Source organism: Variovorax sp. PBL-H6, assembly GCF_901827155.1.
Taxonomy (GTDB): Bacteria; Pseudomonadota; Gammaproteobacteria; order Burkholderiales; family Burkholderiaceae_C; genus Variovorax.
The window spans coordinates 420381-434652 of sequence record NZ_LR594660.1 but is presented as its reverse complement, the minus strand read 5'-3'; the positions used below and the strand labels follow the sequence as shown (position 1 = coordinate 434652).

General features: G+C 62.8%; 14 protein-coding genes. 7 read left to right on the top strand and 7 right to left on the bottom strand.

All coding sequences use genetic code 11. From position 1 onward, the window contains the following. Positions 1–229: 229 nt before the first annotated feature. Together G3W89_RS30490 and G3W89_RS30485 are read right to left on the bottom strand one after the other, a co-directional pair. Positions 230–511, bottom strand: a complete 282-nt coding sequence (locus tag G3W89_RS30490; RefSeq protein ID WP_162570872.1) for a hypothetical protein — start codon at positions 509–511, stop codon at positions 230–232. Positions 512–563: 52 nt separating this feature from the next. Continuing rightward, complete coding sequence (locus G3W89_RS30485; protein ID WP_162570873.1) at positions 564–2792, bottom strand: RING finger family 4 domain-containing protein; 2229 nt, start codon at positions 2790–2792, stop codon at positions 564–566. A 217-nt stretch (positions 2793–3009) separates the two neighbouring features. Between G3W89_RS30485 and G3W89_RS30480 the strand changes: the two genes are divergently transcribed. From G3W89_RS30480 to G3W89_RS30455, 6 genes are all read left to right on the top strand, one after another. Beyond that, the gene (locus G3W89_RS30480; RefSeq protein ID WP_162570874.1) at positions 3010–3360 is read left to right on the top strand and encodes a DUF6283 family protein; all 351 of its coding nucleotides are present in this window, start codon (positions 3010–3012) and stop codon (positions 3358–3360) included. Continuing rightward, positions 3357–3683 carry a hypothetical protein gene (locus G3W89_RS30475; RefSeq protein ID WP_162570875.1) on the top strand — a complete coding sequence of 109 codons (327 nt, stop codon included), beginning with the start codon at positions 3357–3359 and terminating at the stop codon, positions 3681–3683. Before G3W89_RS30480 ends, G3W89_RS30475 begins: the two co-directional genes overlap by 4 nt. A 17-nt stretch (positions 3684–3700) precedes the next feature. Continuing rightward, complete coding sequence (locus G3W89_RS30470) at positions 3701–4114, top strand: hypothetical protein (protein WP_162570876.1); 414 nt, start codon at positions 3701–3703, stop codon at positions 4112–4114. A gap of 3 nt (positions 4115–4117) precedes the next feature. Further along, a complete protein-coding gene (gene rtcR / locus G3W89_RS30465; protein ID WP_162570877.1) occupies positions 4118–5770 on the top strand; it encodes an RNA repair transcriptional activator RtcR in 1653 nt (550 codons plus the stop codon). A gap of 222 nt (positions 5771–5992) precedes the next feature. Beyond that, positions 5993–6865 carry a DUF6694 family lipoprotein gene (locus G3W89_RS30460; RefSeq protein WP_146039538.1) on the top strand — a complete coding sequence of 291 codons (873 nt, stop codon included), beginning with the start codon at positions 5993–5995 and terminating at the stop codon, positions 6863–6865. A gap of 99 nt (positions 6866–6964) precedes the next feature. Continuing rightward, positions 6965–7222, top strand: a complete 258-nt coding sequence (locus G3W89_RS30455) for a hypothetical protein (RefSeq protein WP_068674242.1) — start codon at positions 6965–6967, stop codon at positions 7220–7222. A 370-nt stretch (positions 7223–7592) separates the two neighbouring features. On the opposite strand, the gene G3W89_RS30450 is transcribed toward G3W89_RS30455, so the two are convergent. The 5 genes from G3W89_RS30450 to G3W89_RS30430 form a co-directional block, all read right to left on the bottom strand. Continuing rightward, a complete protein-coding gene (locus tag G3W89_RS30450) occupies positions 7593–8492 on the bottom strand; it encodes a hypothetical protein (RefSeq protein ID WP_162570878.1) in 900 nt (299 codons plus the stop codon). 203 nt (positions 8493–8695) lie between these two features. Beyond that, positions 8696–9310, bottom strand: coding sequence for a hypothetical protein (locus G3W89_RS30445; protein WP_162570879.1), 615 nt, complete (start codon positions 9308–9310; stop codon positions 8696–8698). Positions 9311–9917: 607 nt separating this feature from the next. Continuing rightward, positions 9918–11306: an HDOD domain-containing protein gene (locus tag G3W89_RS30440; protein WP_162577729.1), complete on the bottom strand. Its 1389-nt coding sequence runs from the start codon at positions 11304–11306 to the stop codon at positions 9918–9920. A 44-nt stretch (positions 11307–11350) separates the two neighbouring features. Next, a complete protein-coding gene (locus G3W89_RS33545) occupies positions 11351–13162 on the bottom strand; it encodes a putative bifunctional diguanylate cyclase/phosphodiesterase (protein WP_269475016.1) in 1812 nt (603 codons plus the stop codon). 334 nt (positions 13163–13496) lie between these two features. Then, positions 13497–13751, bottom strand: a complete 255-nt coding sequence (locus G3W89_RS30430) for a hypothetical protein (RefSeq protein WP_162570881.1) — start codon at positions 13749–13751, stop codon at positions 13497–13499. A gap of 179 nt (positions 13752–13930) precedes the next feature. Between G3W89_RS30430 and G3W89_RS30425 the strand changes: the two genes are divergently transcribed. Further along, on the top strand, positions 13931–14155 hold the full coding sequence (locus G3W89_RS30425; protein ID WP_068674230.1) for a hypothetical protein: 225 nt from the start codon (positions 13931–13933) through the stop codon (positions 14153–14155). Positions 14156–14272 lie beyond the last annotated feature (117 nt).

Genomic DNA, 14272 nt, shown 5'->3' with positions numbered 1-14272 from the left:
CGCTGCAGCAGGCCTTCGGTAGTAGGGTGACAGAAATCGCAGCGCCTAAATTTCGAAGTGTGAGTTAGAAGGAAGGCGGCCACATGGCTGTCGAAGATACGACTGGAATTCCGGGGCCTAAGTTTCAACCAAAAGAATTTAGAAGGAAGGCCATCAGATAGCAGTCACACAAACATTATAGCATGAAGTTTTTATACTTTTGAGCCTGTTGCTTGAAATAGTTTAAGGCTCACCTTGGATAGTCGTGCACAAGGCGACCGATTTCGCCAACCGTCATGGTGCTGAGCCGCTGCATGCTCACGTATTCGCCATGGAGGACCTCCTGCTTGGCCGCTTCGATGGCACGGTTGCGCGCATCGCCAATCACTTGGCGACGCTCGTCGTTCGACTGCGATGCGGCCGCGCGTAAGGACCGGTGGGAGTCGATGAGCTGCTGCAGGGTCAAGGCGCCTGTCAGGTCCATCTCCTCGCCGTAGCGCCGCAGCTGCTCCCAAACTTCTTCGATTAGCACGGTAGTTCTCTCTTGCTCGAGGGCGGCATGCTTCCACGCCGCCCTCATTTGTTTACAGCCAGTCCGCCACGACCTCGTCGAGCTCATTGAGCTTGCGCTCGTCCAGGACCAGGTCGGCCTCTTCGCGCGTCGAGACAAGCTCCCCGCGCGCCTGACCATGGAGTTCGAAGAGCTCCTTGAGGCTCACCCGCTGGTCCTGCATGGCGATGACCGCCTTCAGCTGCTTCACCGCCCGGCCGCCGGCCGACTCCACGGTGTTGTACATGTTGCGTCCCTTGAGGGACAAGTCCGCCCACACCACCTGGCAGGTCGCCAGGTCAACGACCATCGGCACCATGATGACCATCGCTCCGTTCACGGAAAACTTGTGCTTCACAGTCTTCGGCTCGAAGTTGGCACCCTTGGTGGCATCCTCACGCTCCATGAACCCGGCGAAGCACGGGAAGGTGTCGAAGCTCTGCCCCGTGTACGAGAACACCGTAACCGCGGCGTAGCGCACGCCTTGCACCTTGAGCGCCGCCAGGTCCAGGTCAATGAACTCGCAAGCCCCTTCCGGCCCGGAACCGGAGCGCAGGTCACCGGAGTGGGCGCTACGGCCGTACGACCGCACGTTGGTCCAGGACAGGTGGTCCTTCTTGTTCCAGTGCTCATCGTAGAGCGCGCAGGACAGGTCGACGTCGATGTGCGGGCCCGCCCAGTGCATGAACAGGCGCACGATTCCCTTGGACGACTCCAGTGCGACACGCGAGCCGCGGGTCATCGGGGACATGCCGGACGACGCGCTGCGCTGGGAAAACGGCACCAGCACTGCTTCCAGAGCCTCGTCCACGAAAACCTTCCCGAGCGCCTTGCGCTCAGCAAAGCGACGACGCAGCTCCTTGTCGACAAGGTCCAGCACGGCGAAGCGCGCCTCCGCGGCCAACGGCTTGCGTCCATCCCCATCGACGATGTACATCTTGGCCACGGAGCCCTTCGGCATGAAGGCCCGGAACTCCGACTTGGCCGCACGCTGGCGGAAGTGCGCCAGGAGCGTCAACAGGATGGTCGTGCTGACGGACTCCACGCGGAGTGCGCCAAGCACCTCCTCGAACGGCAGGCCGCGGCTGAGCAGCGCGTCAAGCTTGCGAGCAAGCTCACCCGGGCGCTGCGCCAGCGTTTCGAGCAGGGCGAAGCGCGCCTCCTGCTTGTACAGGTTCGAGTGCACGAGCAGCTTCTCCACCCGCGACGCGTGAGTCGTGATGTCGTCCTCGCGATTGCGCAGGGCGTCAAAGCACGCCCATGCCTTCGGGAACCGCGCCTTGAACTGGCCGACGTGCAGCACTTCACCCAGGCGCAGCCAGCGGCCGCGGTAGCCGAGCATCTCCTCGAGCACGTACGCATCGGCTTGCTTGAGCGCATTGAACGCTGCCATCAAGAACTGGCGCTGACCGTTGTTCAGCTTGAAGCGCGTCACTTCCTTGAGCGACACGTCGCCCCCGCACAGCGCGACCGCCAGGCGGAGCACGTCCGTCGGGGTCTTCAGAAAGCGCAGCAGGTGGGCACGCTCCACACCCTGCTTCAGCAGGCCCGCGGTCACGAAGGTCGCGGTCTCCTTGAATGCCATTTCATCCGGCAACCGGCGTACGACGGCGTCAGCCTGCAGCCCGATGACCGCCGACACGAAGCCTTTGTACGACTCGGAAAGGGACGTGCGCGACCGTACGACGTTGTCGAACGCCTGGAAAACGTGTTCTTCGGTAGCCAGGCCGAGGAGCTTCAGCGGGGTGAGCTCGTCCAGCGGCACGACGTTCGTCTGCTCGACGTTGATTTCCGGCACCTGATGCTGGCAAATCGGGCACGCACCGAACTTCTCCAGGTCGAACAGCCGGTGGTTCACCAGGTGACCGCAAGAGAGCGCCGTGTACTGGCCACCCAGAATCGGGCCCAGGGCCGACTCGGCGTAGCCCATGAACCGACGGACGAAGTAGTCGAACGTGTCCGGCACGTCATGCGGGAAGTTCTTGAAGAGCGGGCGGTACTTCACCTGCGCGCCGACTGCCTCGCGGAGGATAGCCACCAGGCGACCATGGAACGCCTTCAGGCCTGCGACATCAAGCTTGCGCAGCAGTGCGCACAGCTCACCGTCCAGGGTGAAGCCCAGCTGGCCCACATCTGCCAGCACTGCCGGGATGAGCGTAACCGCGCTGCCGTTCAGAGCGGCAGCATCGACAGACAGGAACACCTTGCGCTTCTCGCGCAGCAGGAAGGATTGGACGACAGTGTTGTTGGCAAAGGAATTCATAGCTTGCTCGGTGTGTTGTGAAGGCTGCACTGAGGGCTGCCCTATATCCGATTCATTGCAATGCCCGTGCCAGCACGCCCAGCGAACGGCCTAAACAACACTAAGCCTTTGATTTCATTGCGCTTTCCCTATAAAACCTTAAATCTAAAATCCTTGTTGAAAATTATCCACTAGGATATAATCTATTCATCGCAGACTGAACACCTATCCAAAAAACATGGCCTGGAAGCTAGCTCGGACCCGCCAATGCGCAAAGTGCCCATGGCGCACTGACGTTGACCCGCGCGACATCGCCAACGGCTACTCGGAGGAACGGCACCGCGCCCTGGCGAGAACCATCGCCAAGCCGGCCGATTTCACGAGCCTGGATGCGCCGCTGCACATGATGGCATGCCATGAGACGGAGAAGGCGCACTGCATCGGGTGGCTCGCAAACCAGGTCGGCCCTGGCAACAACATCCCGCTGCGCATGCGGCTGCGAGATTGCGAGAACGCCCACCGCATACAGACCGTAGGTGAGCAGCACCTCACCTTCGACGACACCCTCCCGAAAGACACGCCCAAGTGAAAACGCTCCGGTTCTACGGCCAGTTCGACGACCAGTTCAACCTGGATATCAACGGACGCTATGTCGCGCAGGTCAACGCAAGCCAGCGGCTCGCGCACTACCGGATTGAGTCGCCCGAGGGCGAGTTCATTGTGCACGCCACCTTTGCCCCCGAGCAGCTGCCCAGCGATACATGGGCCATTGGCGTCGCAGCCGGCTCGGCTGGCAAGCGCCTGCCTGCTTGGCCGATGCGATTTGAGCAGGATGCTTCCCTCGTCATCGAGGCCCCCGATGAAGCTGTTGTCATCCACGGCGACCACGCGCTCTTCGGGCGCTACGTCTAAACGATTTCTCCGCCCCCATGACCAAGAAGTTCATCGTCACCTACCGCCCGCCGGAGCACGCCGGCAAGCTCATCGCCGTCGAGCATGAGTCGGCCGAAACGCTACTTGAAACGCTCCTGCCGGCAGCCGTCTCCGCCCTCCAAACGGACAACGGTCCGTTCGAACTGTTTGGAAAGCGGTTCGACGTGGAGGCCTTGATGGTCTGGGTGCCTGACGACCCAGTCCGCCACGCCTACGACGAGCGCAGGGCGAAGCTGGAAGGGCGGCCGGCACCGGTGCGGTACGAGGACAGCCGCGGCCTGATGCGCCGCTACGTGGCTCCGAAAGTGGAGGCACTCGACGACTGGTTCGACCGAATCGCCAAGGCGGGCGGCGCCCGTAGCTACGAGCTCGAGCGGGAAAACTCGGAACTCATGCGGGCGGAGGCCTGAGCCATGAGCAGAACCGTTGTCCTTGGCTTTCTCGGCAGTCAGCTCGACTCCGGCCTCACGGCCAAGCGGTGGGAGCGCTGGCGCCCAACCGTGAGCCTGGCCGCGCAAGGTGAGATTCCCGTCGACCGCATTGAGCTGTTCACGTTCAAGGCCGCTGAATCCGCCTTGGCCGAAGTCGTCAAATCCGACATGGAGACCCTCAGCCCGGACCTCCAGGTGACCGTGCACGACCTCGCCATCAACGACCCGTGGAACTTCCCGTCCGTCTACGCCGCGCTGCACGAGTTTGCCCGGGGCTATGAGTTCCAGGAGGACACCAACTACTACGTCCACCTGAGCACAGGCACGCACGTGGCGCAAATCTGCCTCTTCTTGCTGACAGAGGCGCGCTACTTCCCGGGCAAGCTCCTCGGCACCCGAAAGGGCACCTCTGACGGCAAGCCGTGGGAAGGCCGGGCGGAGGTCATCGACCTCGACCTGTCGACCTACGACCAGCTCTCCTCGCGCTTCCGACGAGAGCAGGACGACGACCTGTCCCTTCTCAAAGGCGGCATCGTCACGCGCAACGCTGCTTTCAACCAACTGATTGCTCGCATCGAGAAGGTGAGCCTGCGGTCGACCGCGCCCATTCTGCTGACAGGGCCGACCGGTGCCGGCAAGAGCCAGCTGGCAGCTCGCATCCACGCGCTGCGTGCCCGCAAGCGCATGGCCCAGGGTGCCTTCGTGGAGGTGAACTGCGCGACCCTGCGTGGCGAGAACGCGATGAGCACGCTCTTTGGCCACAAGAAGGGGGCTTACACCGGAGCGACGTCCGACCGCGCTGGCCTTTTGCGCTCGGCCGACGGGGGCATCCTCTTCCTCGACGAGATTGGGGAGCTGGCGCTCGATGAGCAAGCCATGCTGCTGCGCGCGCTCGAGCACAAGCGATTCATGCCCCTGGGCGCCGACACGGAGGTCGAGAGCCGGTTTCAGCTGCTCGCAGGTACCAACAAGGACCTGGCCGTCGAGGTGTCGAAGGGCACGTTCCGCGCCGACCTGCTTGCTCGCATCAACATGTGGACGTTTGAGCTTCCGGGCCTTGCTGCACGGCCGGAGGATATCGAGCCGAACCTGGACTTCGAGCTTGAGTGCGCAACCGAAGAGCTTGGCACCAAGGTCTCCATGAACAGCGAGGCGCGCGAGGCCTATCTCGACTTTGCCGGCAAGGCACCCTGGCCTGGTAACTTCCGGGACTTCAAGGCTTCAATCGCCCGGATGGCCACCCTTTGCACCGGCGGCCGGATTCGTCTGAGCGACGTCACGGACGAATGCGCCGTCCTCGCTCGGCAGAACCGGTTTTCCGAACCTGCGCGAACCCGGCCGCACCCGGCGGGCGACTTGGGCGATAGCCTCACCGGCGCGGTGGACCGGGTGCTGGGGTCGCGCGCGAGCCAATACGACCCCTTCGACCTGGCACAGCTCGAGACAGTGCTGCGGGCGGTTGCCACCGCCCGCAGTCTTGCCGAAGCGGGCCGTCATCTGTTCTCGGTCTCTCGACAAGGCAAGGCGAAGAGCAACGACTCGGACCGGCTTAAAAAGTACCTGGCCCGGTTTGCCCTTGAGTTTCTTGAAATCAAGCAGCAGCTGGGCGGTAGTCCGGGGGCGCTGACGGCGTAACCAAATCCCGCGCCGCTCGCAACGCGGCTCCCTCAGTTCGACGGTGCCCTGGGGGGCGCAAGGCGACGGCGAACGCACATGCACGGCGCAACCGTGCCATTGTTCGCAAAGTCCCAACAAATGTGTCGACATGCAACAGCATTTAAAATAGACTGGCGTTCTCCCTTCGTCCTAAAACGAAGGGAGAACATAAACACAAATGATTCGAAGGACAGTCATCTAATGCGTTTCCGTATCGCGCTCTGCGCAGGATTTCTGATGGCCTTGGCTGGGTGCCAAGCGAAGCTGGACGCATCCAGCCCCGAGGCGCTCGATGCCTCCATCCCGAAAGTCGTGGACTCTGTGCCGGAATCCCAGCGGGCTGAACTCTCCGGGTACATCAAGAATTTGGTTCGTCCCGTCGGTGCCGCCCTGATAGTGGGCACTGCCGACAAGAACGTCGGAAATGCGATGTTCAATGAGGCCGCAAAGCATCTGGACGGACTCACGGCTGAGCAGATTTTCACAATGGCGCGCGAGTCCGAGGTTGCTGCCAAGAAGGCGCAGCAGGAGCGCGCGAGGTCCGATGCAGCAAGGCTGGTGAAGGAGGCTCAGGACAAGGTCGACCTTTTGCTTGCGGGCCAGGCTGCCTTCACCAAGGTGACCGTCACGCACGCAAAGCAGCCCGTTCAACAAGCCGGTGCCGGAATGGGCTCCTTCGTGGTTTTTGACGTGCTCAACGGGAGCGACTCGGCGGTGGAACGCGCCACCTGGGAAGTGACGTACGTCCGGACCACCGCCCAGCGTGTAGCCGGGGGCAAGTTCGTGCGGCAGTCCGCCCTCAACGAAGCGGGCTTTGCTGGAGTACCTGCAGGCCAAACGGTTCAGGTCCGACTGCCGGAATCCGCCGGGGCCTTCGGTGGCGAGGCCAAGGACTACCTGGAGACCGAAATCACATCGGTGAAGCTGATGAACTTCCAATCGGCAAATGGCGCCTTCGCGTCGGCCGACAATGAGCAACTCATCGGGCCAGCTCAGGCACGGCTGAAGGAAGCGCAGGAGACACAGGCCCGCGTCCTGCGCGACATCGACGAAGAGAACTCCATCAAGGGCTGAAAGAGCGACCGGGCGCTCACCGCGCGACGTCTCGTGCGTCGCACCGGCCGCGCGAGAGCCCCTGCGCCTGCAGTCGCGACCACGCACACTCCAAGAGCTATGAACCTCGTATCCCTCTCCGAAGCCAAGCCAGAAATCAAATGCGCAGAGCTGGAGCTTGCCCCCGACACCAAAGTGATGTTCTCGTACGGGCGTCCGGCGGCGGCACTGCTCCCAGACCGTGGCTACGTCCGTGTCGACCAGGTCATCTCCAAGACGACCGAGCGGCATATCGCCGAATGGGTCGGCGCCGAGGCATCCGAGCAGGTCTCACAGGACTTCTTGGATGGTCTCCTTGCCGGTACGGCGAGGTGCTGACCAAGTGTTGAGGGTGAAGACTATTGCAGCAGCATCTGCGCTCGCGCTGTGCTGCGCGAGTGCTTTCGCAGACAAGCCAACGGTTATCGTCCCAGGGGACTGTGGGCTCTGGGTCAAAACCAAGTCGCCTGCCTACCGTGACACGATGTCCGGATGGCTGCTGGGGTACCTGTCCGGGCTGAGCATGAGGCACGAGCCTCCGAACGACCCACTCGCGGACCTATCGCCCGAGCAGGCGAACCTTTGGATGGACAAGTTCTGCCGAGAAAACCCGCTGAGTAATCTGCAGATTGGCGGAAGTCGACTTTTCAGCGAACTCGACCGGCTAGGGCCCCGCACAAAATAGGGGACTGTCCCTTCCTGCTCAGCTTCAGTACCGCGAGGGGAGGACGATGCTGTTGGCAACTTGCTGGCAGAGGGGCTTCACGCCGGTGTAACCGCTCGCCGCCTTTCTTGCGTCGCCCTTCGTCGCACCGGCCATGCACTGCAGGCTGATGAAGTAGTCCCCGTAGAAGATGCCGTACATCTCAGCCCGCATGGCCAAGTCGATGCCCGCTCGGTCCTGAGCCGAGTCGTACTCGACAACGAATGCCGGCTGGCCTTCGACGGTGACAGCCTTCGCGGCGATGAACGTCCCGCCCTCGGGAATCATGGCCTTGACCTCACCGTTGCGCAGCGACTCCGCGACGTCTGCCTTGGTCACGCGTTCGCCGCCAATCGTTTTCACCAGCAGGAGGATGGTCTCCATGCCGGTGCCGTTGGCACTCGTCCATTTCCGAACGATGTTCGGCCGATAGCCCTCCTCGCCCTTCCATGACTTCGGCATCTGCATGTCCAGGCGCAACCCTTTAGCCTTTGGGTGGCCGGTTGCGCTGTAGGACTGCCTGAAGCCGTTTACGAACTCACGAGCTGGCGTTTCCTCGTACTGCGCTGCCAAAATGAACTCGAGCTCCGGGCTTGGAATCTTACCTGCGGCGCGGTCATTGACGAGCTCCAGAAAATCGGTTGCCTGCTGCCGCGTGATGCCTTCAATCTGCTTCGCGAGCATCGGGTCGAGCTTGCTACGCCAGGCGGCGGGCTTTCCAATCGAGGCCATGGCCTTCTCCAGGCGCTCTTCGAGGCGGGGGAACTTCGCCGAAAAGTTCAAGCCTGCCAGCTGTACCTGCTGGTGCAGCTCGGGAAACACTCGGTCAATGTATTCGAGGCTCAGCCGTTGGCCATACACGAAGCCATACGACCGGCCGAAGCCCTTGGAGGCCTCGTCGTTCATGTTGAGCGCAGAGGCAGTCGGGCTCAAGAGCAGGGCGCACAGCAGCTGTGCTGCAACAGCGAGGGAAGGTCTGACGCGGGGCACTGGTTCTCCTCGTTGGCGGCCGTCCGCGGTGGCTCTGCGGCGCGGCCATTCTTGTTAAAGGGCGAGTGCACTCTACAGCGCGCGGCCCGCCATGCAGCCCTTGCGGCGAAAAATTCCCCCTATTCGTGCCGTGCCTCACGGTTCGCGCGCTGCCCGGTTCGCCCGGCTGCGCCAGCCTTGCTGGCCTCCCATCTCTCGACCACCTCTTCTCCAAACTGGTGTGACGCAAGGAAACTCATGCGGCAGAAGTGGCTCGGCGCTGGTACAACAAGGCCAGGCCATCCCCGTCGCTCAAAATACTCCCGCGCCTTGCTTCCATGGGGAATGATGACCTCAGGCTGGATGAACTCCAACAGAAACTCGAACAACGACGTGTCGCGGTCCGAACGCGCGCGTCCGCGCGCGTCGGGGGAGGGGACGTTGTAGAGGTTGGTGACAAGGCATCTCTCCCCGCCCACCACTTCCAGAAAAGGCTCCATCCGGCTGCGCGTCGTGCTCATCGCCGTTCGCTTGCCGGTGGACCGACGGTAAGCGCGGTAGTCCTCGAGCCACTTGCTTTCAAGGAACCCATGGCCGGATTTCCAGTGCTCCCAGAACGGCGTGGCCATCGACGTCGCTGGATTGAAGCCAACGACGAAACAGTTGCATTCGACCGGGTTTCCGTCGCAAGTTAAGGGACGCGCGGTGGAGTTGCGTGGGAGCTTGCGCAGTAGCCGCCGCTCGAAATCGTTCAAGCGTGCGATGTCAACGGCAGAATGTGCGCGGAGCCGGGAGCGTGTGGACATGCCCGGCAGTATCTCGCAGCGCCGAACTGACGACAAGGAGTGCCCGCCCGAGCCGCTGGCAGTAGAAGAAGCCATACGGGCGAATGAAGCCCTTCGTCGCGGCATCGCTCGTGTTGAGGGGCGGGAGGGCTTCCCAAACTCTGACGCCAAAGAAAAGCGCCCGACTGTGTCGGGCGCGGAAGGATGTGCGCCGGTCCAGCGCTGGTCAAAGGCCGGCGGAGACGACGGAGCTCGAGGTGTCGAACGACCAGCCGCATCCCGCGCAAGCGTAGCCTGCGACGTTCGTACGACCAGAGCGGCCGCTGTAGGGGTTCATTTCGAGGTCGCACTCGTCACAAATCGGATTGCCGCTGAGGCTCTCGAGGCCATATGGCCCCTGACGAGTCGCTGCGGGAGCGGGGGATGCGGGGGTGGTCGCTTGAGTCATGAGAGGTGTCATGTTGAGTGGTCCTGCCTCCTATAGCGAACGCAGCGTCACCGAGCACTATAGGGGACCTGGTGTTCCGCCTGGCTCCGCGAGTGGCGACCCGCGGAGCTTCAAGTAGCCGCCCGCGCTTCAAGCGGGCTGCTGGCTGCGCTGAAATCCCCTTCCGATTTCTCCGACGAGGTCGTACAGCGTAGCCAACTCCTCGCCGGTGAATGGGATACCGCAGGCTGCAGAGCCCCAGTCACCGCAGACCACCGCGACGCAGCGGTTCTTGATGAACACCGGGACAAGAACCAGAGATTTAGTGTCAGGGAAGGCCTCGCGGTACCAGCGCGGGACCCGGTGCGCAATCTCAGGGCGCTGCGAGTCCTCCAGGTGCGTCGGTCGCTGGGCGGTCGTCGCAAAGTGGAAAACGTCCGGCACAAAGCCTTCCTCGAAGGACAAGCAAGCGAGCCGCTCCCGCATGCCCGGCCCGAAACCGATGCGCGCGCTGAAGCGCTTCGCCTGGGGGTTCAGGAGCATCAGAAAGCAGTGCGTGAAGTTCATTGCCCCCATGGTCGATTCAATGACGAGCGGCACCAGTTCGGAGACCGGATGGTCCGTGGCCGCAGCCTGGACTTCCTTGAGGTTCCGCAGTAGCCGGCAGTGCGCGTCGAGCGGCTTGCCCGGCGCGTGGCGTCGCTCGACTTCCGCTGCAGCCTCGTCCTCGTGACGCGCCTCCCTCAAGTTTTCTACCTTGAGCCTTGCTGCCTCGACGGCCTGCTCCTGGAGGCCGAGGGCTTCCGCGTGCCGCCCGAGCAGCTCCGCCACCTCGTCCGCGTCCCCGCCACGGGTCACCAGCGCGGCGGCCTGCGCCGACACCTCAGCCATCGCGCCGAGCCAATTCGTGTGGGACCGAGACACCGTCTCAGCGTCCGTGGCGTTTTGCGTCATGGTGGCCGTGATGAGCGGTGGCATGCGCCACTTCTGCGCCGCGGCGCGCGCAATCTCCTCGAGCGTCACGCCCAGCACGTGATGGCATGCCATGCTCTCGCTCTCGGAGACCCCACCGGACATGGCCTGAATGCGCGCCCATTCCTCCGGGTAATAGAAGACGAGCAACAGCCGGCTGAGGTGATGCATGAGCGTGCACACGACGAGCTCTTCGCCTTGGTTGATGCCTTGTGAGGCGCTGAGGGTGCGCGCGAACTCGCCCGCGAGAATCGCCCGCTCGAGCTCCTGCGCGGTGTCTGGACGCCGAGCCGCAGCGCCGGCGAAGTTGTCGAGCAGCTGAAGGCCCAGGGCCAGGTGCCCGACGGCATCGACTCCCAACACCATGATGGCGCGGGACACCGTCGTCACCCCGCCACCGAATGGCGCATACATGGCGGAATTTGCCAGCCGAATGACCTTCTGCGCCAGCGAGAAATCGGTCAGCACGCTCTCTGCCAACGTGCCGACGTTGGCGTCGGCGCCCAGCGCTGGAAGCAGGTTGTCGAGCGAAACCTGAAGGGTCGGAAAGTCGCCCTGCTGCTGCATGCGGGCCCAAAGCGTCTCGAAGAAACGCGCCTTGGTGAGTTTTGTCATGCTTGGTGGTCCTTCGAATCCTGACGGCAAGCGTGGAGCTTTAATGCGCCCGATGTGATGGCTTGTTCGAGTTGCGCGGCCGGCAGGGCCTTGGAGTGGTGCCAGCCTTGGCTGAAGTCGCATCCGTGTTCCGAGAGCAGCGCGCACTGTTGGGCCGTCTCAACGCCTTCTGCGACCGACATGAGCCCGAGCTCCCGGGCGAGCGACAGAATGGCGAAGACGATGGTCCTGCTGGGGCCCGACTGGAGCATCTCGGCGACGAAGCTTCGGTCAATCTTGAGGGCCTGCAGCGGAAACTGCTGCAGGTAGGCCAGGCTCGAGTAGCCCGTGCCGAAGTCGTCGACCGCAAACCGCACCCCGGCCTGCCGAAGTTCGCTTAGCAGCCGCCCGGCATGCTCCGGGTCGGCCATGAGCGCGCCCTCCGTGATTTCAATGACCAGCCGCCGGGCATCGACGCCCGACAGCGCGATGGCACGTTTGACGCTTTCGACGAACGCGGGATGCTGAAACTGCACTGGGGACACGTTGACCGAGATGTACTTGAAGTGCAGGCCCATCGAGTCCCAGTGGACAAGCTGGGCGCAGGCGCACCGAAGCGCCCAGTCACCCAGGAAATTGATGAGGCCGTTGTGTTCCGCCAGTGGAATGAACGTCGACGGCGGAATCAAGCCATCAGGTCGCTCCCAGCGCATCAGGGCTTCGAGGCCCCAGACCTCGCCGGTGGACGGCGCACAGATAGGCTGGTACTGCAGCGAAAATTCGCCGTTCTGTACGGCGTCGAACATGTTTTGCTCGAGCGCGAACTGCACCTGCTGCTTCCGGTCCATCTCAGGGGTGAACACTGCGACCCGGTTCTTCCCCTGGGCCTTCGCCTGGTACATCGCGATGTCCGCGCGTTTCATGAGCGAGGACTCTGTCAGGTCCGGGTCGTCGCCGGAGAGGGTCAACCCCAGGCTCGTGGTCACCCGCAGCTGGCAGCCGGCCAAGTGAAATGGCTTGCGCAGCGTAGCGACGACGCGCTCCGCGAGCTCGATAGCGACCTTGGCCTCGCCGGCGCCAGGCAACAACAGGACGAACTCATCTCCGCCCAGGCGTGCCACGATGTCCGAGGTGCGGACTGCCGCCTTCAGTCGCGTCGCGACTTCCCTCAGCAGGCCGTCGCCCACGTCGTGCCCCAGCGAGTCGTTGATTTTCTTGAACCCATCCAGGTCGAGAATGGCAACGGCGAACTGGCTCCTGTTTCGAACCGCCGTCAGGATGTGCTCAGAGATGGCCTTGCGCATCAGCGCCCGATTACCGAGGCCGGTGAGCGGGTCCGCCATGGACTCCTCCTTGAGGCTCTCCTCGGCCAAAACCCATCCCGAAACGTTGTAGCCGAACAGAATGAAGCGCTTGAGGCCGTCCGGCGTGGGGTCCGGGCGTATGGTGACCTCGAGCCAGACGCTCTCGGGCAATCCGCCGGTGAACCGAAGCCGTGCGTGCTCATCCGTCGAGCGCGCCCAGGCGTTTCGCAGCAAGCCCGACAAGATGTCTCGGTGGTCAGGCGCCACGATGTCCGAAAGCGACGCGCGCAGCAGGTGCTCTTTCGGATAGGCGAGCAGTTCGGCCGAGGCGTCGCTCGCATGGAGGATGCGCCCACCCGAATCGATGTAGATGGCTAGCGCCCCTGAGGCGTTCAGAATTGCTTTCAGGTCTCGCGCGTCGCACTCTGCCTGAGGTTCGGGCTCAGGCGCGACAACGCGGCCGAAGTTCGCCGATAAGGCGGCTTCGATATCCAAAAACATCGGGCTCTTTTTGCTTCTGTGCATTGAGGTCTTGTGTCCTGTACTCAAGTCGCCCCAAGGCGCGGGAGGCACTCTGGTGGCGGTCAAGACCTGTAGTGAAGAGCCACGTTTTATTAGCGTATAGGTAGAAAGTGTCGGGTTTAGGCGTGTGCGCACCTGCCGCGAAGGGGCTGCAGAACACGGGCCGATGCCAAGAATCTCGGTGTTGGCGACAGCGGAAGGCGCGCCCTCCTCCCCACACGGCACGCGGGGCGTGGGACGTCGTTCCAAGAGCGCTGCGTCCTTGCTGGCAGCTGCGTCGCCGGCCTGGGGTCTCAATGAAAACGCCCCGAGGTAACCGGGGCGTTGTGAAATCAGGCTAGGCGATGTGATACCGAAGGTGGTGAGGCAACGCCTCTACGGCTTCCCAGTACCTGTTGCTTCCGCCGAGGAGTTCCTTGATGGCGTTTTGCTCGCTCTCTTCGTCCGGAAGCACAAGATAGTCGTCTCCGTGGTGGTCTCCGAAGATGAGCTTGACGCCGGCGGCGGCCGCTAGGTCGCGGACGAAGCTACCAGGTGCTATGGCGCCCTTGCAGAGCGAGGCGGGGAGGCTGAAGCGAATGAAGCCAGGCACGGTTCTCCTGTTCGCTGTGCGCAGTTGGACTATTCGGTATAGCCCTCTGACGGCGCGAAGGTCTTAAGCGCAGACCAGGTGCGTTGTGTAAAGTGCACGCGACCCGCTTCTTTTAGGGCGCCTGGCCATGCGAATGAGTACGTTCGGGTTACCATTCGCTTATAAGTCGGAGGTGCACCATGAATATCTACCCCACCCGCAGGCAGGCGACAGGCGTGGCTCGCAATTTCAGCAAGACAGCGCGCTGCGTAGTCGTCGTCTACAAAACGCCTGAAAACAAGTACGCCGCGGCGAGGTCAACCGAGCCCGTTGCCGGGCAAATCGACATCGTCTTTCGAGACGGGTACGAGGTGCGGTCGCTTCTCACGCTCTCCGGACAAGCGGCAGCCGCGCTTCGACGGTAGGCGCGAGCTCGCCGCCAGCAGAAAAAGGCCCCTTCGGGGGCTTCTTTTTTGGAGGGCCGGCAACGCCTGGCCAAAAGAGGAGCCCGCGTTCCGAAGAATGCGGGCTCGAAAGAAGAT